Raw genomic sequence first — 17559 nt, 5'->3', positions numbered from 1 at the left:
TTTTGAATGATTATCCTACAGAACCTTCTAAACTAATTTCCAATAATTTTTGAGCCTCTACAGCAAATTCCATTGGTAATTTGTTTAATACATCTTTACTAAATCCGTTTACAATTAAAGCAATTGCTTTTTCAGTATTGATTCCACGTTGGTTACAATAGAAAATCTGGTCTTCACCAATTTTACTTGTTGTTGCTTCGTGTTCAATTTGTGCAGATTTATTTTTTACTTCGATGTAAGGAAATGTATGAGCACCACATTCGTCACCCATTAGTAAACTATCGCATTGCGAGAAGTTTCTGGCATTTTCTGCTCTTGGGCTAATTTGAACCAATCCTCTGTATGAATTTTGAGATTTACCAGCAGAAATACCTTTACTAATAATGGTAGATTTAGTATTCTTTCCTAAATGAATCATTTTCGTACCCGTATCTGCTTGTTGGTAATTATTAGTAACTGCTATCGAGTAAAACTCGCCAATAGAGCCGTCACCTTTTAAAATACAACTTGGGTATTTCCATGTAACTGCAGAACCTGTCTCAACCTGTGTCCATGAGATTTTTGCGTTTTTCTCGCATAAACCACGTTTGGTTACAAAATTGTATACACCACCTTTACCTTCAGCATTTCCTGGATACCAGTTTTGTACTGTAGAATATTTAATTTCAGCATCGTCTAAAGCGATAAGTTCTACAACAGCTGCGTGTAATTGATTTTCATCTCGACTTGGTGCTGTACAACCTTCTAGGTAACTTACATAACTGCCTTCGTCTGCAATTAGAAGGGTACGTTCAAACTGTCCAGTTCCTCCTTGGTTAATTCTAAAATAGGTAGACAATTCCATAGGACAACGAACGCCTTTTGGAATGTAACAGAAAGATCCATCACTAAATACTGCAGAATTTAGAGCTGCGTAATAGTTGTCTTTTTGTGGTACAATTGTCCCTAAATATTTTTTAACCAGTTCTGGATGTTCTTTTATAGCTTCGGAAATAGGCATGAAAATAACCCCTTTCTCTGCCAATGTTTTTTTGAACGTTGTCGCTACAGAAACAGAATCTACAACAATATCCATTGCTACGTTGTTCATCTTTTTCTGTTCGTCTACAGAAATTCCTAGCTTTTTATACATGGCTAGTAAATCTGGATCTACATCGTCTAATGTTTTATTAGGGTCTACCGATTTTGGTGCAGAATAATAAGCTATTGCTTGAAAATCTGGCTTAGTATAACGTACGTTAGCCCATTCTGGCTCAGTCATTTCTTCCCATGCACGAAAAGCTTCAATGCGCCAATCGGTCATCCATTGCGGTTCTTCTTTTTTTAGAGAAATAGCACGTACAATATCTTCATTTAAACCTATAGGAAAAGTGTCAGATTCAATATCTGTGTAAAAACCATATTCGTATTCTTTGGTTTTTAATTCTTCCCTTAAGTCATCCTCTGTATACTTACTCATATTGTCTTTTCAATTCTTTAAATAAATTAATTATAGTGAAAAACTTTCTCCACAACCGCATGTTCTGTTTGCGTTAGGATTGTTAAACACAAAGCCTGCACCATTTAAACCACCTGAGTATTCCAGTGTAGTTCCAATTAAATACAAAAAGCTTTTTTTGTCAACAATAATTTTTACACCATTGTCTTCGAAGATTTTATCTTCCTCTTGTTGTTCTTTGTCAAATTTTAAATCGTATGACAATCCAGAACAACCACCACTTTTTACACCTACGCGAACATAGTCGGTAGTTGCGTTATACCCATCATCAGTCATTAGTTCAATGACTTTCTTTTTGGCTGTTTCAGATACTTTTATCATAAATTAAATAGATTAATTCTAAAGAGACTACAAATATACAATTTAAGTAGGGTTTTACCATGCAACCTTACATTATATTAACTAATAGTGAGATTGTTTTTAATTATAGTTTTTGTAAACCTGAATTGTGAGTTTAAGGATTCTTTTCGTGCCATTAATTAAGTCTTTTTATTTTTTTATCAATAGTGTTTTTTTAAATATTTGTTTTATTCAGTAATCTGTAAAACAGTTAGTTATATGTGTCTATTTTATTGTTTTTTATTTAATGAATGCTATTTCAATTTGATTTTTAAACCCGTTATGTGTTTCGGTTAAACTTGCAGTTCTTAACGATAATGTTAAAAGAATTAACTTATAATTTGGCCATTATTTAACTTAATATCATTGCTAAAGGTTCGTTGTTGTTGGCAAACATGATTAATATCATAGTTTTTTTAATTTTATAATTTAATTCACACTTAATAGATTAAAAACTGTTAATAGTTTGTGCTTCTTCTGTTGCATCTAATTGTTAATTTTAAAATCCCAGCTGCGTTTAGTTATAATTAGAAATAAGCTTCTTATTTTTGCAGTATGATAGAGGATAAAAATCAACAACGTACAGAATTAAGTGAATTAGGTGAATTCGGACTTATCGATCATCTGACTAAGCATTTTGAGATTAAACAAGAATCAACTATAAAAGGTATTGGAGACGATGCGGCAGTTTTAGATTTTAAAGACAAACAAGTCGTTGTTACTACAGATTTATTGGTAGAAGGCGTGCATTTTGATTTAAGTTATATGCCGTTAAAACATTTAGGATATAAAGCAGTTGTTGTAAATCTGTCTGATGTATTTGCAATGAATGCAGATGCTACTCAAATTACCGTTTCTATAGCGATGTCTAATCGTTTTCCGTTAGAAGCGTTGGAAGAATTATATGCTGGAATAGAAACAGCGGCTAAGCTTTACGGTGTAGATGTTATTGGTGGAGATACCACATCGTCTACAACTGGACTATTAATTTCTATTACTGCTTTGGGTACTGTTTCTAAAGACGATGTTGTATATAGAAATGGTGCAAAACCTAATGATCTGTTAGTGGTTACAGGTGATATTGGAGGTGCTTATATGGGGCTTCAGGTTCTTGAAAGAGAGAAAGAAGTGTTTAAGGTGAATCCTAATAATCAGCCAGATTTAGAGCCATATACATATATTATTGAGCGTCAGTTAAAACCTGAAGCGCGACAAGATATCGTAAAATTATTGAAAGAATTAGAGGTTAAACCAACGTCTATGATTGATATTAGCGACGGATTGTCTTCAGAAATCATTCATTTATGTACGCAAAGTAAAGTAGGTTGTGATTTATATGAAAATAAGATTCCTTTAGATCCTCAATTTATTAGCACATGTGAAGAATTCGATATAGATGGAACCACGGTTGCATTAAGTGGTGGCGAAGATTATGAATTGCTATTCACTGTGTCTCAAGAAGATTTCCCTAAAATTAAAGCTAATCCTAATTTAACTATAATAGGATTTATGACTGAAGAAAGTGCAGGAATGCATTTGGTAACCCGTGCAGAAACTAAGATTCCGTTAAAAGCGCAAGGTTGGAATGCTTTAAGTTCAGACGAAAAATAAAATTATAAGTATGACGGCTCAGAAAATGTTTTGTCTTTTAGACGTGCAATTTTTGAGCTGTGAATACGTTCTAAAATCGCGTTTATATCTTTAAACTTAGGTGTAAGCTCTATTAAATTCCCGTTACTATTTGTTGTTAATTCCCGTTTGCAATGTTTGCATTTGTATTCTTTAACATGATATGTAACTTGTTTGGTAACTTCGTATTTATGACCAAAAATATTACAGTACAATCTTGGTAATGTACTTGTTTTTTGAATCGAATTTTTCATTAGTTTGAGTATTAAGTGTTTAAACTTATGAAAAATTTATTAACAATTCGTCAAAGCGCTTATTTATTCGATGAAATGCATTAATTCGTATAATGTTTCACTTTCGTTTTCTATATAACTCATGTGTCCATCGGGAAATTCGACTAATTTAACTTCTGTGTTTAATGTTTGTTGAATGAGTGATTTGGGGTCTAAAACAGGGTCGTTCTTACCGTAGATAATCATTTTTTTATAAGGTGAAAAGTGAAATAATACTTCTAAATCTTGTCGCACTTTCATGCCTTCTTGGGCAGCGATATAACCTTGAAGCGGGGTACGGAGGGCTTCTTCTTTTAGCCAGGCAACATCTGTAGCGAATTTTTTGGTGTTGTCTGTTTTAAATAAATTCGCGATAGACATTTTTACCATGGCTTCGTAATTTTGTTTTACAACCGCTATGGCTCTATTGCGTAAATCGATACGTTCTGGAGAATCTGTTTTTGCTGTAGAATTCATTAATACTAATCCTTTAATGTTATCTGGTAAACGTTCGGCTAAAACCAAAGCGACGTAGCCTCCCATGGAATGTCCGACTATATAATAGCGTCTAATTTTTAAATGGTTTAAAACCGTTTGCACAGCATCGGCCATCATATCCATCGTGTGGATGTAGCCAATACAAGCGGTATCTCCATGTCCCAACAAGTCGATACAAATTACACGATTTTTTTTTGCGAGTTCTGGAGCCATGCGTTTCCACATGCTACTGTTCTCTAAAAATCCGTGAAGTAAAATTATAGCAGTGCCTTTTCCTTGATCGCTAAAATATATAGGAGAGCCTTTGTGTTGTAAAATCATAATTAAGAATTATGGTGTAAAAATAATCGCTTCATTTTAAAATGAATAATTTTAAACTTTAAGTTTTTAACTATGTAAGCGTTTTATGGCAGAAAAAGCTTTGTTTACATAACCTTCTTCTACCAACACGGTAAATTCGTTTGTGGTTGAAACCACTTCGTAAAGCGTGATACCTTCCCAGGCCAAGCGCTTAAAAATCTGATAGTATAAACCTGCAATTTTAGTGTTATCTGCTGGTAAATTTATGCTTATTGCAGATAAATTATTTTGTAGCCCAATTTGGTTTTCATTTATAAAAAGACTTTCTATATGGTCTTGTTCAGAACTAGAAATCACAATGTTACTTTCATGAATCCCGCGTGTAAACGCATAAAATATATTCGATTTATCTCCTATTTTACGAATCACTTTGGCATGGCTTTCAAAAAGAGTAGTAGAATTTTTAAAGGTGTAGTTCGATAAATTCGAGCGTACCGTTATATCTCCTAAATTATTTAAAACCCTTTTTAATCGCACCGAATTTCCTAAATCTTTTGGTGGAGTGTAACGGCGTAAAGCCATCATAATAGCGCCAGATTTTACGGGTTTTCTAAGCATTTCTGTTATAGGGTCTACTAATTCGTTGGCTAAAGCCGAATAGTTTACAATGTTTCTAGAAATGGCTTCTTCTAAAAAAGGTTGTGCTAATAAAATTTCTTCTACACAAGAGGCTATAGTTCTCATTTGTTAATTATTTAACAATTTGTACAAATTTAGAACAAATTTTTCATTTTTATTTTAATTCATTTAACTCTGATTACATTTGAGCCTTTAAAACTATAAATTATGCTTGTATTAAAATTTGGTGGAACTTCTGTTGGGTCGGTAAAAAACATGACCAATGTTAAAAGTATCGTGTCGGAAGGTGGTAGAAAAGTTGTGGTGTTATCGGCAATGTCTGGGACTACAAATGCTCTAGTTGAAATTTCTAAAACAATTATTGAAGGGAATTCTCAAGAGGCTTTAAGTCTTGTTGAAACCTTATATAATAATTATGTTGTCGTGGTAAACGATTTGTTTTCGAAACAAGAATTTATCGACGAATCTTTACAGTATATAGACTCTGTTTTTGGAGAATTAAGAGGTTTAACCACTCAGCCAACAAACAAGTTGCTTTATAAAATAATCGTGTCTAAAGGAGAATTATTATCTACTTTCATGTTTAGTCGATTTTTACAACAAGACGGTATAAAAGCGACATTAATTTCGGCTTTCGATTTTATGCGTACAGATAGATTACAAGAGCCAGATTCATTTTATATTAAGCAAAATTTAGGACGTATTTTAAATGAAAATCTAGATACTGAAATTTTTATCACACAAGGATTTATTTGTTTAGATGCAGATGGTCAGATTTCGAATTTGGAACGTGGTGGAAGCGATTTTACAGCAAGTATAATTGGTGCAGCAGTAAAGGCTGAAGAGGTGCAGATTTGGACAGATATTGATGGGTTTCATAATAACGATCCAAGGTTTGTGCAAGACACCGATGCGATCTCGCATTTATCATTTGACGAAGCTGCTGAATTAGCTTACTTTGGAGCAAAAATTTTACATCCGCAAACAGTTATGCCTGTACGTGATTTAAAAATTCCTGTACGTATTAAAAATACGATGGAGCCAGCCGCTCATGGAACATTAATTGATGATTCTGCGGAAGGTGAAGGTATAAAAGCTATTGCTGCTATTGATGGTATTACAGCTATAAAAATTAAATCTGCACGTATGCTTCAAGCGTCTGGTTTCTTGAAAAAAGTATTCGAAATTTTTGAAAAATATCATACTTCAATAGATATGATTACAACATCGGAAATTGCAGTGTCTTTAACTATAGACGATGCTACGTTTTTGCAAGATATCGTATCTGAATTAGAAGAGTTTTCTAAAGTAGAAGTTGATAAACATAGAACCATTGTATGTTTGGTAGGAAACAATATAGTGCATCATCCAGATACGCATAAATTGTTTCAAATTTTACAAGATATAAATATCAGAATGATCTCTTATGGAGGAAGTAATAATAACATTTCATTGTTAATAAATACAAGTGATAAATTAGAAACGCTTCAGAAATTACACCGTTATGTTTTTGAAACTGTAGTGGTATAAATAAGTAAATTAAATTAGAAAATGAGGTATAGAAAAGCTGTTGAAAAAGACATGAAACCTGTCGCTGAATTATTTAATTCTTATCGCGTTTTTTATGGAAAAAAGTCAGCTTTTGAAGCTGCTGAAGAATTTATATATGAAAGGTTGAATAATAGCGACTCCGAGATTTTTGTTGCTGAGAATGGAGATGGTAATTTAGTTGGTTTTGTTCAACTGTATCCTTTGTTTTCTTCGACTAGAATGGAGAAATTATGGTTATTAAATGATTTGTTTGTAAACCCAGATTTTAGAGGAAAAGGTGTGTCTATAAGTTTAATTGAAAAAGCTAAAAATCTAGTTCGAGAAACTAATGCTTGCGGAATGTTTTTAGAGACATCGAAATCAAATTTAATAGGAAATAAATTATATCCTAAAACAGGTTTTGAATTGAATAACGACTCTAATTATTACGAGTGGAATAAAAGCTAAAAATGAAATATTTGTAACCGTTTGAAACACCATAAACTTTAAAAATAATATTGACAAAAAATAGTGATTAGATTAATTATAGTTTAAAAAAACGACACTTTTAAAAGTGTCGTTTTTTTTGTGAATTTTTATTATTTAAAAGTATAACCAATTCTTAAATGAAGATTAATAGCGGCTTCTGTATCGTTGCCGTAATAGTAGTCGTTTGAGTCTGGTAAATAGTGAATAACTCCAAGTCCAATTCCGGTTTCGTAATTAAAATTTTTGCCGATATTTCTGCGAATTCCCCATGTAGGAATTACAGATATACTACTTAAAACAGAGAGGTTATCTTCGTTTGAAATTACAAACCAATCCGGACGGTAACTTGTATTTAGACTCACGTAATTTCCGCTATTGTGATCTATGCGTTTCTGTTTTGTATTACGTTTTTTTAAGTTGTAATACCAGCGCGGTTCTAAAGTAATTACGGGGGTCATAAGAAAACCGAAGTCATTATAGTAACTCGAAAAAATACCGCCTTCTAAGCCAATTTCACTGCGTAATGCGATGCTGTTAGATAATCTGGCTTCGTTGCTTGCAAAAATGCCGGGAACCCCCAGTTGAACATTAAAAATAGACTTTTCTACTGATGGAGCTTGTGAATACCCGTATAGAGAAATAAAGAAAAAAGATAAAGCGATAAGGAGGTTTTTCATAACGGTAATGATTTCGTATTAATTGATTTACAGCCGACCAAATATCATAAAAAAAAGCAGAACTTATAATTAAGTTCTGCTTTAAATGTTTTGATGTGTTTTTTTATTAAGAATTCATAAGTGATTCTATTTCATCAGCATCAATAGGAATGTTTCTCATTAAATTAAAAGGATCTCCGTTTTCTTGAATAACAACATCGTCTTCTAAACGAATTCCAAATTTTTCATCTGGAATATATATCCCTGGTTCAACAGTAAAAACCATATTGGCTTTCATTGGTTCTGTAAGAATTCCGTAATCGTGAGTGTCTAATCCCATATTGTGAGATGTACCGTGCATAAAATATTTTTTATATGCTGGCCATTCAGGGTCTTCGTTTTGTACATCGGCTTTGTCTAATAAACCAAGTCCGAGTAATTCCGAAGTCATAATTTTTCCAACTTCTTTATGGTATTCTCCCCAGATATTTCCAGGAGTAAGCATTTTTGTAGCTTCGTCTTTAACGCGATTTACAGCCTTATAAACAGCTTTTTGTCTGTCAGTAAATGTTCCTGAAACAGGAATAGTACGTGTCATGTCCGAAGAGTAATTTGCATATTCTGCTCCAACATCAAGTAGAATTAAATCGCCTGCTTTACATTCTAAATTATTTTCAATATAATGTAACACATTTGCGCTATTTCCGGAAGCTACAATTGGTGTGTATGCAAATCCTTTAGAACGGTTATTTAAAAATTCGTGCATAAATTCCGCTTCAATATTGTATTCCATAACACCTGGTTTCACAAAATTTAAAATGCGACGGAATCCTTTTTCTGTAATATTACAAGCTTCTTGAATTAAATCAATTTCAATTGGATTTTTTATAGAACGTAAACGCTGCAGAATCGAATTGCTTTTGGCAACGCTATGTGCTGGATATTTTTCTCTTAACCATTTATTGAATCTGTCTTCGCGAGTTTCAGTTTCTACATTTGCTCTGTAATGTTCATTAGTATTTATATATACCGTTTCGCATTGCGTCATGATTTCTTTAAAAACACGTTCGAAATCTTGTAACCAATACACTGTTTTAATTCCCGAAGTTTTAAACGCTGCTTCTTTGTCTAGTTTGGCACCTTCCCAAATTGCAATATGTTCGTTGGTTTCTGTTAAAAATAGAATTTCACGATGTTTCGGATTTGGGCAATCTGGAAACAAAACTAAAAGACTGCTTTCTTGGTCTACGCCACTTAAGTAAAAAATATTTCGATCTTGCTGAAAAGGTAAAGCGCTATCTGCTCCTATAGGGTAGACGTCGTTTGAGTTGAAAACAGCTAAACTGCTGGGTTTCATTTTAGCAGTAAAATGTGCTCTATTTTGTGTAAATAAATCTGAATTTATGTGATGGTATTTCATTTCAATTGAAGTTTAAATGAGATGTTTTTTCAAAATTACATATATAACAGGTCTTGGTGTAAATTGAAACCTTAAATTGATGTTAAAGATTATTACATGTCTTTTAATTTAGCATCTAAGTATTTGTACTAATATATTATCTACGTATTTATTCGAATTGGTGTTTTATAGGGTAAATTTAGACTTTGCGTTAAAGGTGAAAAATATTTCTTTTTGGTTCAACGTTTGAATTGAATAAAATAAAATCATAATAAGCTATCAATAAGGGTTTTATGTAAGTTCTTTAAAATGGTTCTAAATTTAAATTAAAGTGCTTCAGATTTTGCCTATAACACTATTCTAGTTTAAATTTGTTAGGATAAAACTAACATTAAAAAATAATGAGCGGAATTCTAAATTCGTCGATTGGAAGAAAATTTGCCATGGCACTTTCGGCACTCTTCCTAATGATTTTTGTACTACAACATTTTGTAATTAACCTATTATCTGTCATTAGTCCAGATACCTTTAACGAAGTATCTCACTTTATGGGGACATTTTGGGTAATTCAATATGTAATTCAACCTATTTTAATTATTGGTGTTATTTTTCACTTTGTAATGGGGTTTGTATTAGAAATCAGAAACAACAAAGCAAACGGTATTAAGTATGCCAAAAACAATGGTGCTGCTAATTCTACTTGGATGAGTAGAAACATGATTTGGAGTGGAGGGTTTATCCTTGCATTCTTGGTTATACATTTTATCGATTTCTGGATTCCAGAGATAAATACAAAGTATATAGTTGGTGACATGTCCGGTTTGCACAATGGGGAGTTTAGATACTTTCATGAACTACAAGAAAAATTTGTTCCGCTTTGGCGAGTAGCTCTTTACTGTGTGGGTTTTGTGTTTTTAGCACTTCACTTATTACATGGATTTAGTTCTGCATTTCAATCTGTAGGAGCAAATAATAAATATACAAAAGGATTAAAGGGATTTGGAAAAGCGTATGCAATCATCATTCCACTAGGATTCATTTTTATTGCATTGTTTCATCACTTTAATCACTAAAAAATATCTAATATGGCTTTAGATTCAAAAGTACCAGTAGGTCCAATTAAAGATAAATGGACAGACTATAAAAATCATATAAATCTTGTAAACCCTGCTAACAAACGTAATATCGATATTATTGTTGTGGGTACAGGTTTAGCAGGAGGTTCGGCAGCAGCAACGTTAGCCGAATTAGGATATAATGTAAAAGCATTTGCTTACCAAGATTCTCCTCGTAGAGCGCATTCAATTGCAGCGCAAGGTGGAATTAATGCAGCAAAAAATTACATGGGAGATGGTGATTCTAATTACCGTCTTTTTTACGATACTGTAAAAGGTGGAGATTATCGTTCTCGCGAAGCAAACGTTCACCGTTTAGCTGAGGTTTCTGGTAATATTATCGACCAATGTGTGGCTCAAGGAGTTCCTTTTGCACGTGATTACGGTGGATTATTAGATAACCGTTCGTTTGGAGGTGTATTAGTATCTAGAACATTTTATGCTAAAGGACAAACAGGACAACAATTATTGTTAGGAGCATATTCTGCAATGAACCGTCAGATTGCACGTGGAAAGATTGAAATGTTTAATCGTCACGAAATGTTAGACGTTGTAAAAGTTGGTGGAAAAGCTAGGGGTATTATCGCTCGTAACTTAATTACTGGTGAAATTGAACGTCACTCTGCGCATGCTGTTGTAATCGCAACAGGTGGATACGGAAATGTATATTTCCTTTCTACAAATGCAATGGGATCTAACGTTACTGCAGCTTGGAAAATTCATAAAAAAGGAGCGTATTTCGCGAATCCTTGTTATACACAAATTCACCCAACATGTATTCCGCGTTCGGGAGATTATCAGTCTAAATTAACATTGATGTCTGAGTCTTTACGTAACGATGGTCGTATTTGGGTACCTGCTAAATTAGAAGATGCAAAAGCGATTCAACAAGGGAAATTAAAACCTATTGATATTGCAGAAGCAGATAGAGATTATTACTTAGAAAGACGTTATCCAGCGTTTGGTAACTTAGTACCTCGTGATGTTGCTTCGAGAGCTGCAAAAGAACGTTGTGATGCTGGTTTTGGTGTTAATGCTACAGGAGAAGCTGTATATTTAGATTTTGCTTTTGCAATTAACCGTTATGGAATAGAGCAAACAAAAATTCATAATATTTCTAATGCATCTCCGGAAAAAATATACGAATTAGGACAAGCTATTGTAGAAGAAAAATACGGTAACCTATTTCAAATGTATGAGAAAATCGTTGATGAGAATCCATACAAAACACCAATGATGATTTACCCAGCAACGCACTACACAATGGGTGGTGTTTGGGTTGATTATAACTTAATGACTACGGTTGAAGGTCTTTACTGTATTGGTGAAGCAAACTTCTCAGATCACGGAGCAAACAGACTTGGAGCTTCGGCTTTAATGCAAGGTTTAGCCGATGGTTATTTCGTATTGCCTTATACTATTGGGGATTATTTATCTCATGATATTAGAACAGGAAAAATTCCAACTAATACTCCAGAATTTGATGCTGTTGAAAAAGAAGTAACAGATCGTATCGATTTCTTTGTGAATAACAAGGGAACAAAATCTGTAGATTATTTCCACAAGAAACTTGGAAAAGTAATGTGGGATAAAGTAGGAATGTCTCGAAATGCACAAGGTTTAACAGAAGCTATGGCCGAAATTAAAGCCATTCGTGAAGAGTTTTGGAAAGAAGTTATGGTTCCTGGAACTGCTAACGAAATGAACCCTGAATTAGAAAAAGCAGGACGTGTTGCAGATTTCTTAGAATTAGGAGAATTGTTCGCAAAAGATGCTTTAGTAAGAGCAGAATCTTGTGGAGGACACTTTAGAGAAGAATCTGTAGAATTAGACGGCGAGCAAAAAGGTGAAGCAAAACGTGACGATGTTAACTTCGCGTTTGTATCAGCTTGGGAATACAAAGGAGAACCTGCAGATGCGGTTTTACATAAAGAAGAATTAGAATTTAAAGATATTGAACTGAAACAGCGTTCATACAAATAAGATTGACATTATGGATAATATGAATCTAACGCTTAAAATTTGGAGACAAAAAGACTCAAGTACAAAGGGTCAAATGGTCGATTATAAAGTAACTGATATTTCAGAACATATGTCTTTTCTTGAAATGATGGATGTTTTAAACGAACAATTAGTAAACTCTGGTGAAGAGCCAGTAGCTTTCGATCATGATTGTCGTGAAGGAATTTGTGGTATGTGTTCGCTATATATTAATGGTGAAGCTCATGGTCCAGACCGTGGAATCACAACATGCCAATTACACATGAGAATGTTTAAAGATGGCGATACCATTACTATCGAGCCATGGAGAGCCGCAGCTTTTCCTGTTATTAAAGATTTAATTGTAGATAGAATGGCTTTCGAGCGTATTCAGCAAGCAGGAGGTTATATTTCTGTAAACACGTCTGGAAATACACAAGATGCAAACTCAATTCCAATTTCAAAACACGCCGCAGATGAAGCTATGGATGCTGCAATGTGCATTGGTTGTGGGGCTTGTGTTGCAAGTTGTAAAAACTCGTCTGCAATGTTATTTGTAGGTGCAAAAGTATCTCAATATGCATTATTGCCTCAAGGTCAAGTTGAAGCTGCAGATCGTGTTAGGAATATGGTAGCTCAAATGGATATTGAAGGTTTCGGAAACTGTACAAATACAGGAGCTTGTGAAGTAGAATGTCCTAAAGGGATTTCTTTAGAGAATATTGCACGTATGAATCGTGAATATTTAAAAGCGACATTATAAGGTTAATTAAAACGTTTTAAATTAGTATAATATTAAGAATCCCAAGCACACAGCTTGGGATTTTTTGTTTAGTTTTATTCGTTTTTAATTTATTACATGCATAAGATGAAATCTCCTATTACTTTTTATAAAGAACAATCTGAACGACATCAGGTAAAAGCTACGGCCTTAAATAAACAAATGCGCCTTCTAAGTGTTTTACGTTTATTGGTGTTTTTGGGAGCAGCCTACGGTATGTATTTAACGTTCTCGAATTGGCAGATTGCTGTTGCTATTGCAGTTGTGGGAATTGCTTTATTTCTGTTTTTATTGTTGAAGTATACCAACATTAAGCAACAACGGAATTTAGAAAAAGCAATTGTTGCTATTAATGAAGATGAAATAAAAATTAAAAATGAAGGTTTCTTCGATCGTGCAGATGGTTCAGAATTTCAAGATCCGTTGCACGAATATTGTTTAGATATCGATTTATTCGGGAGAGGTTCCTTTTTTCAGAATATAAATAGAACCTACATAAAAGAAGGCGCTCATAAGCTTTCTGAGGCACTTAAAGCAAATGATATTAATCATATAAAGTCACGTCAACAAGCGATAAAAGAGCTGTCTGATAAGGCGATTTGGAGACAAAATTATAGTGCCATCGCGAGTTTAATTGAGGTAGAAACCCCAGCTAAAAGTATTAATGCTTGGTTGTTTAATTATCAGCCAAAATTTAAATCTTTTTTAAAAGTATTACCTTGGATTTTTACAGTAGTCACTCTTGTGATTTTTGCCTTTGTGTATGTAAATATGGTGTCTGCAAATTTGTTAGGAATTTGGTTGCTAATAGGTTTAGTGACTACTGGATTTTATTTAAAATCGATTAATATAATAGCTTCACAAACCGAAAAATTAAAAGAAACGTTTAAACAATATTCGGCCTTATTAGATAAAATAGAACAAGAAACATTTCAATCTGAATTATTGATTGAAAAACAAAATATGATTACCCAAGACCACGAGAAAGCTTCAGAAATATTTTCTGAATTATCACGATTATTAGACCGTTTAGATAATAGAAATAATTTAATCTCGGCTATTTTCGGAAATGGTTTTTTTCTGTTAGATATTAAAAATGCGTATGCTATCGAGCAATGGATTAAAAAATATTCGCACAAAACCACAGATTGGTTCGATGTGATTTCATTTTTCGATGCTTACAATTCTTTAGGAAATTATACCTTCAATAATCCTGAATTTATATTCCCTGAAATTAATAAAAACGAGGATGTTATTTTGGCTAAAAATTTAGGTCATCCGTTGTTAAAAATGGCTAAGCGTGTCGATAATAATTTCAATATTAAAAATGAAGAATTCTTTATTATTACGGGCGCAAATATGGCAGGGAAAAGTACGTTTCTTAGAACGGTTTCGCTTCATATCGTCATGGCGAATGTTGGACTTCCAGTATGTGCCGAAACCAGTTTTTATAATCCGATAAAGTTAATTACAAGTATGCGCACAAGTGATTCGTTAACCGACGATAGTTCGTACTTCTTTTCAGAATTAACGCGTTTAAAATACATTGTAGATGCGATTCAAACCGATCGTTATTTTATTGTTCTAGATGAAATTTTAAAAGGAACTAATAGTACAGATAAAGCGATTGGTTCGCGTAAGTTTGTCGAGAAATTAGTAGCCTCGAATGCAACTGGAATTATTGCAACTCACGACTTGAGTTTATGTGAAATTTCAGAAGAATTATCAGAAGTGAAAAACTATTATTTCGATGCTGAAATTATTAATGACGAACTCCATTTTGACTATACATTTAAAGATGGAATTTGCCAGAATATGAATGCTAGTTTTTTACTTAAAAAGATGGAAATAATTTAGGGGAGAATCTAGATCGCTTTGCTATTAGAATCAAGAATCAAGACTGTTTTTAGGTTAGTTTAAAAATTAGTTTTCAATTTTAGTTATTCATGAATTCATGGGCTTTATTAAATAGTATATTATTAATTAAAACACGCCGTCAAACTGAATTTATTTACAGTGTCACACAAGTAGCTAAATACACAGTTTAAAAGTCCTAATAATGAGATCCTGAAACGAGTTCAGGATGACGTTCAACCAAAGAGTAAGGAGAGGGGTTCAAGTGCTCGATTTTTTTCTAACGTTCTTAAATACTCTTCATTAAGACGTCGTCAAACTGAATTCAGTTCAGTTTCACACAGGTAGCTAAATACGTAGTTTGAAAGTCCTAATAATGAGATCCTGTAACGAGTTCAGGATGACATACAACCAAAGTTTAAGAAAAGAGATTAAAGTATTAAATACTGTTTTTACGATTAAAGGAACTTTAACAATAAGTCTTCAAACTGAATTTGTTTAAAGTGGTAATACAACTATCTCAACGAAATAAATTAAAGACTCTTGCTTCAATAATACTAAATCTTTTTACTCTTTGGATTTTTTCGGTTTGAGAATAGTGAGATAATCTCGATTGAGTTTTCTCTTATTCTATAGTATAATGAATTGTGTTTTTCGATTACGGCTTTTCGTATTCCTTTTTTTCAAAGGAAGAAGGAAATATTTCTGGATTTTTCGAGATAATCTCTATAGTAGTATGGTCTAGTTTAGCAGCTAACTTTTTTAATTCTTTTTCGGTCCAATTAACTTCCAAATAATCAATTGTATATTTTAGCTCGGAAATAGCATGATCAGTCCAAAGAATTTTATAGCCACTTCTCATAGTGTTTTTTGACATTTGAATGAGAAGTTAGTTTGCCTTTTTCGGCATCTTCAATTCCTTTTTCTATAGAGTTTTGTTCTTCTTTAGAGATGGTATTCCACCAATCGGTTTTTTCTTTTTTTCTCAACTTCATTAATTTGTCAATCATAGATTGATCTTCCAAAGTGGAAAGCCATTGAATTAATTCAATTTTCTTATTTTGAAGATTTGTATCCATAACTTAAAGTTACAAATTTATTGGTCCGTTTTAGTTTTTTAGATGTGCTTTTTGGAGTTGAATACTAAAGGGCTAAATTTTAATTATCCATTTCCAAAAACTCTTCTAATTCTTCAACTGAAAAATTTTTCATTAAAATTTTTCCTTTAGAATCAAGTAGGTAATTTGAGGGAACAGAATTTATCATCAGCTTTTCGGAAAAAACAAGCTCTTTATCAAGATATTGATGCCATGGAAGGTCATGCTTCACTATCAAATCTTTCCAATCTTCAATGCCTTCATCTGTATCTATTGAAATTGCTATAACATCAAATTTTTCGCGTTTAGTGTTATTATAAATTTTTAAGATTTTCGGAAAATCTCTAATACATGGTCCGCAATAACTTCCCCAAAAATCGACTAAAATGTATTCCGAATTAAATGTGTCAAATGAAATGGCATGTTCCTTATCATCAAAATCAATTAAAGTCGCTTTTGGAAGTATTCCATTAACAGATGAAATACTAGAAATCTCCATTTTTGATTTTATTTGAGTTCCAGTATATGTTGCTTTCAACTCATCAGAAAGGTTTTCGAAGGCTGAATGATACATGTCCTTATAACCAAATATTGTAAAGTTTCTTGCTAACAACCACATGCCAACATAAGAATTGGGATTGCTTTTTATATAGTTTATTAAAATTTCATCTTTTTCATTCCATATACTACGCATCCTTAAACTTGAAATATTTTTTAAAGAATCTGATAATGAAATATTCCAGTTCGCTTTTAAAGCAAGATATTCGTTATTTAGTTTTTCTTCTAATGGTAAATATGTCTTAAGATATTCTTCATTAGTACTTGAGTTTATTATCTCAGGAGTGATATTCATGTCCAAAGAGTCTAATTGAACTGATTGAACCTTATTTTCTAAAAAAAACAATCCGGAAAAATCCCGGGTGTTAGTAGCAAAATAAAAGGGGTGTGGATATGCAAGATCCCCTTCCATAGTAAAATTATTATTTATAATACTAGTCATTTCCTTTCCAAACTCGTATTGATAAAAGTCACCTAATATAAATCCATTAGCTAAAGCAATAGAATCTCCTTCTTTAGCTTTTAAAACGCCATTTAATGTGTAATTATTTTTCTCTTGACCTAGACATTTACCAGTAGCCAATACAGATATAAAAACTAAACTCAATAATACATACTTTTTTATCATATTTTTTTATTTTTCTTTTGTGGACTAGGTAGAATCACAACCTAATATTTTGATATTTATAATTTTACATATCATTTTTGTAAAACAAATAGCCTTATTTTTCAGTTATCCGTTTTGGGGTTTAATCTCAAGTCCTTCTAATTTTTCAAACCAGTTTGGACCATCTATATTCATTTTTAGAGGTCAGTATATAAATACTTATCTTTAAACCTAAGAAACACATTAAAACATGAACATATTTACAGGTCAAAATCTTCTAGAGTTTTCTGATCGATTTAAAACCGACCTTGATTGTAA

At 32.7% G+C, this 17559-nt stretch carries 17 protein-coding genes; 7 read left to right on the top strand and 10 right to left on the bottom strand.

The annotated features are described in order from the left end of the window. Nucleotides 1–10: 10 nt before the first annotated feature. Together sufB and R6X41_RS14080 are read right to left on the bottom strand one after the other, a co-directional pair. Entirely contained in the window at nt 11–1459 is a 1449-nt protein-coding gene (gene sufB / locus R6X41_RS14085; protein WP_318500985.1) for a Fe-S cluster assembly protein SufB, read from the bottom strand. A 30-nt stretch (nt 1460–1489) separates the two neighbouring features. After that, nucleotides 1490–1819, bottom strand: a complete 330-nt coding sequence (locus R6X41_RS14080) for a HesB/IscA family protein (protein ID WP_318500984.1) — start codon at nt 1817–1819, stop codon at nt 1490–1492. Nucleotides 1820–2392: 573 nt separating this feature from the next. On the opposite strand from R6X41_RS14080, the gene thiL reads away from it, so the two are divergent. Next, nucleotides 2393–3448: a thiamine-phosphate kinase gene (gene thiL / locus R6X41_RS14075; protein ID WP_318500983.1), complete on the top strand. Its 1056-nt coding sequence runs from the start codon at nt 2393–2395 to the stop codon at nt 3446–3448. Nucleotides 3449–3450: 2 nt separating this feature from the next. Here the strand turns inward: thiL and R6X41_RS14070 are convergent, their stop codons facing one another. The 3 genes from R6X41_RS14070 to R6X41_RS14060 form a co-directional block, all read right to left on the bottom strand. Beyond that, a complete protein-coding gene (locus tag R6X41_RS14070) occupies nt 3451–3720 on the bottom strand; it encodes a DUF1660 family phage protein (protein ID WP_318500982.1) in 270 nt (89 codons plus the stop codon). Between the two features lie 63 nt (nt 3721–3783). Further along, a complete protein-coding gene (locus R6X41_RS14065) occupies nt 3784–4557 on the bottom strand; it encodes an alpha/beta fold hydrolase (protein WP_318500981.1) in 774 nt (257 codons plus the stop codon). A gap of 66 nt (nt 4558–4623) precedes the next feature. Beyond that, on the bottom strand, nt 4624–5280 hold the full coding sequence (locus R6X41_RS14060; protein WP_318500980.1) for a hypothetical protein: 657 nt from the start codon (nt 5278–5280) through the stop codon (nt 4624–4626). A 102-nt stretch (nt 5281–5382) separates the two neighbouring features. Between R6X41_RS14060 and R6X41_RS14055 the strand changes: the two genes are divergently transcribed. Together R6X41_RS14055 and R6X41_RS14050 are read left to right on the top strand one after the other, a co-directional pair. Then, complete coding sequence (locus R6X41_RS14055; RefSeq protein ID WP_318500979.1) at nt 5383–6705, top strand: aspartate kinase; 1323 nt, start codon at nt 5383–5385, stop codon at nt 6703–6705. A gap of 21 nt (nt 6706–6726) precedes the next feature. Continuing rightward, nucleotides 6727–7173, top strand: a complete 447-nt coding sequence (locus tag R6X41_RS14050; protein WP_318500978.1) for a GNAT family N-acetyltransferase — start codon at nt 6727–6729, stop codon at nt 7171–7173. A 131-nt stretch (nt 7174–7304) separates the two neighbouring features. On the opposite strand, the gene R6X41_RS14045 is transcribed toward R6X41_RS14050, so the two are convergent. Continuing rightward, entirely contained in the window at nt 7305–7871 is a 567-nt protein-coding gene (locus tag R6X41_RS14045; RefSeq protein ID WP_318500977.1) for a hypothetical protein, read from the bottom strand. Between the two features lie 106 nt (nt 7872–7977). After that, nucleotides 7978–9270, bottom strand: a complete 1293-nt coding sequence (locus tag R6X41_RS14040) for an aminopeptidase P family protein (protein ID WP_318500976.1) — start codon at nt 9268–9270, stop codon at nt 7978–7980. Between the two features lie 380 nt (nt 9271–9650). Here R6X41_RS14040 and R6X41_RS14035 point away from each other — a divergent pair, with 380 nt between their 5' ends. From R6X41_RS14035 to R6X41_RS14020, 4 genes are all read left to right on the top strand, one after another. Continuing rightward, on the top strand, nt 9651–10322 hold the full coding sequence (locus tag R6X41_RS14035) for a succinate dehydrogenase cytochrome b subunit (protein ID WP_318500975.1): 672 nt from the start codon (nt 9651–9653) through the stop codon (nt 10320–10322). A gap of 12 nt (nt 10323–10334) precedes the next feature. After that, nucleotides 10335–12347 carry a fumarate reductase/succinate dehydrogenase flavoprotein subunit gene (locus tag R6X41_RS14030; RefSeq protein WP_318500974.1) on the top strand — a complete coding sequence of 671 codons (2013 nt, stop codon included), beginning with the start codon at nt 10335–10337 and terminating at the stop codon, nt 12345–12347. Between the two features lie 10 nt (nt 12348–12357). Continuing rightward, nucleotides 12358–13107, top strand: coding sequence for a succinate dehydrogenase/fumarate reductase iron-sulfur subunit (locus R6X41_RS14025; protein ID WP_318500973.1), 750 nt, complete (start codon nt 12358–12360; stop codon nt 13105–13107). A 105-nt stretch (nt 13108–13212) separates the two neighbouring features. Next, nucleotides 13213–14982 carry a MutS-related protein gene (locus R6X41_RS14020; RefSeq protein WP_318500972.1) on the top strand — a complete coding sequence of 590 codons (1770 nt, stop codon included), beginning with the start codon at nt 13213–13215 and terminating at the stop codon, nt 14980–14982. Nucleotides 14983–15637: 655 nt separating this feature from the next. Here R6X41_RS14020 and R6X41_RS14015 read toward each other — a convergent pair. From R6X41_RS14015 to R6X41_RS14005, 3 genes are all read right to left on the bottom strand, one after another. Continuing rightward, on the bottom strand, nt 15638–15856 hold the full coding sequence (locus tag R6X41_RS14015) for a hypothetical protein (RefSeq protein WP_318500971.1): 219 nt from the start codon (nt 15854–15856) through the stop codon (nt 15638–15640). Then, nucleotides 15825–16058, bottom strand: a complete 234-nt coding sequence (locus tag R6X41_RS14010) for a hypothetical protein (protein WP_318500970.1) — start codon at nt 16056–16058, stop codon at nt 15825–15827. Before R6X41_RS14010 ends, R6X41_RS14015 begins: the two co-directional genes overlap by 32 nt. A 79-nt stretch (nt 16059–16137) precedes the next feature. Continuing rightward, complete coding sequence (locus tag R6X41_RS14005) at nt 16138–17262, bottom strand: TlpA disulfide reductase family protein (RefSeq protein WP_318500969.1); 1125 nt, start codon at nt 17260–17262, stop codon at nt 16138–16140. Between the last annotated feature and the right edge of the window lie 297 nt (nt 17263–17559).

The organism is Formosa sejongensis, assembly GCF_033447105.1.
Lineage (GTDB): Bacteria > Bacteroidota > Bacteroidia > Flavobacteriales > Flavobacteriaceae > Formosa.
Note: the sequence above shows the minus strand (reverse complement) of the source record. Positions and strands in the feature narration are given on the sequence as shown.

Coding starts and splice junctions, on each gene's coding strand:
- sufB (WP_318500985.1), bottom strand. CDS start 1,459: ATGAGTAAGTATACAGAGGATGACTTAAGGGAAGAATTAAAAACCAAA.
- R6X41_RS14080 (WP_318500984.1), bottom strand. CDS start 1,819: ATGATAAAAGTATCTGAAACAGCCAAAAAGAAAGTCATTGAACTAATG.
- thiL (WP_318500983.1), top strand. CDS start 2,393: ATGATAGAGGATAAAAATCAACAACGTACAGAATTAAGTGAATTAGGT.
- R6X41_RS14070 (WP_318500982.1), bottom strand. CDS start 3,720: ATGAAAAATTCGATTCAAAAAACAAGTACATTACCAAGATTGTACTGT.
- R6X41_RS14065 (WP_318500981.1), bottom strand. CDS start 4,557: ATGATTTTACAACACAAAGGCTCTCCTATATATTTTAGCGATCAAGGA.
- R6X41_RS14060 (WP_318500980.1), bottom strand. CDS start 5,280: ATGAGAACTATAGCCTCTTGTGTAGAAGAAATTTTATTAGCACAACCT.
- R6X41_RS14055 (WP_318500979.1), top strand. CDS start 5,383: ATGCTTGTATTAAAATTTGGTGGAACTTCTGTTGGGTCGGTAAAAAAC.
- R6X41_RS14050 (WP_318500978.1), top strand. CDS start 6,727: ATGAGGTATAGAAAAGCTGTTGAAAAAGACATGAAACCTGTCGCTGAA.
- R6X41_RS14045 (WP_318500977.1), bottom strand. CDS start 7,871: ATGAAAAACCTCCTTATCGCTTTATCTTTTTTCTTTATTTCTCTATAC.
- R6X41_RS14040 (WP_318500976.1), bottom strand. CDS start 9,270: ATGAAATACCATCACATAAATTCAGATTTATTTACACAAAATAGAGCA.
- R6X41_RS14035 (WP_318500975.1), top strand. CDS start 9,651: ATGAGCGGAATTCTAAATTCGTCGATTGGAAGAAAATTTGCCATGGCA.
- R6X41_RS14030 (WP_318500974.1), top strand. CDS start 10,335: ATGGCTTTAGATTCAAAAGTACCAGTAGGTCCAATTAAAGATAAATGG.
- R6X41_RS14025 (WP_318500973.1), top strand. CDS start 12,358: ATGGATAATATGAATCTAACGCTTAAAATTTGGAGACAAAAAGACTCA.
- R6X41_RS14020 (WP_318500972.1), top strand. CDS start 13,213: ATGAAATCTCCTATTACTTTTTATAAAGAACAATCTGAACGACATCAG.
- R6X41_RS14015 (WP_318500971.1), bottom strand. CDS start 15,856: ATGTCAAAAAACACTATGAGAAGTGGCTATAAAATTCTTTGGACTGAT.
- R6X41_RS14010 (WP_318500970.1), bottom strand. CDS start 16,058: ATGGATACAAATCTTCAAAATAAGAAAATTGAATTAATTCAATGGCTT.
- R6X41_RS14005 (WP_318500969.1), bottom strand. CDS start 17,262: ATGATAAAAAAGTATGTATTATTGAGTTTAGTTTTTATATCTGTATTG.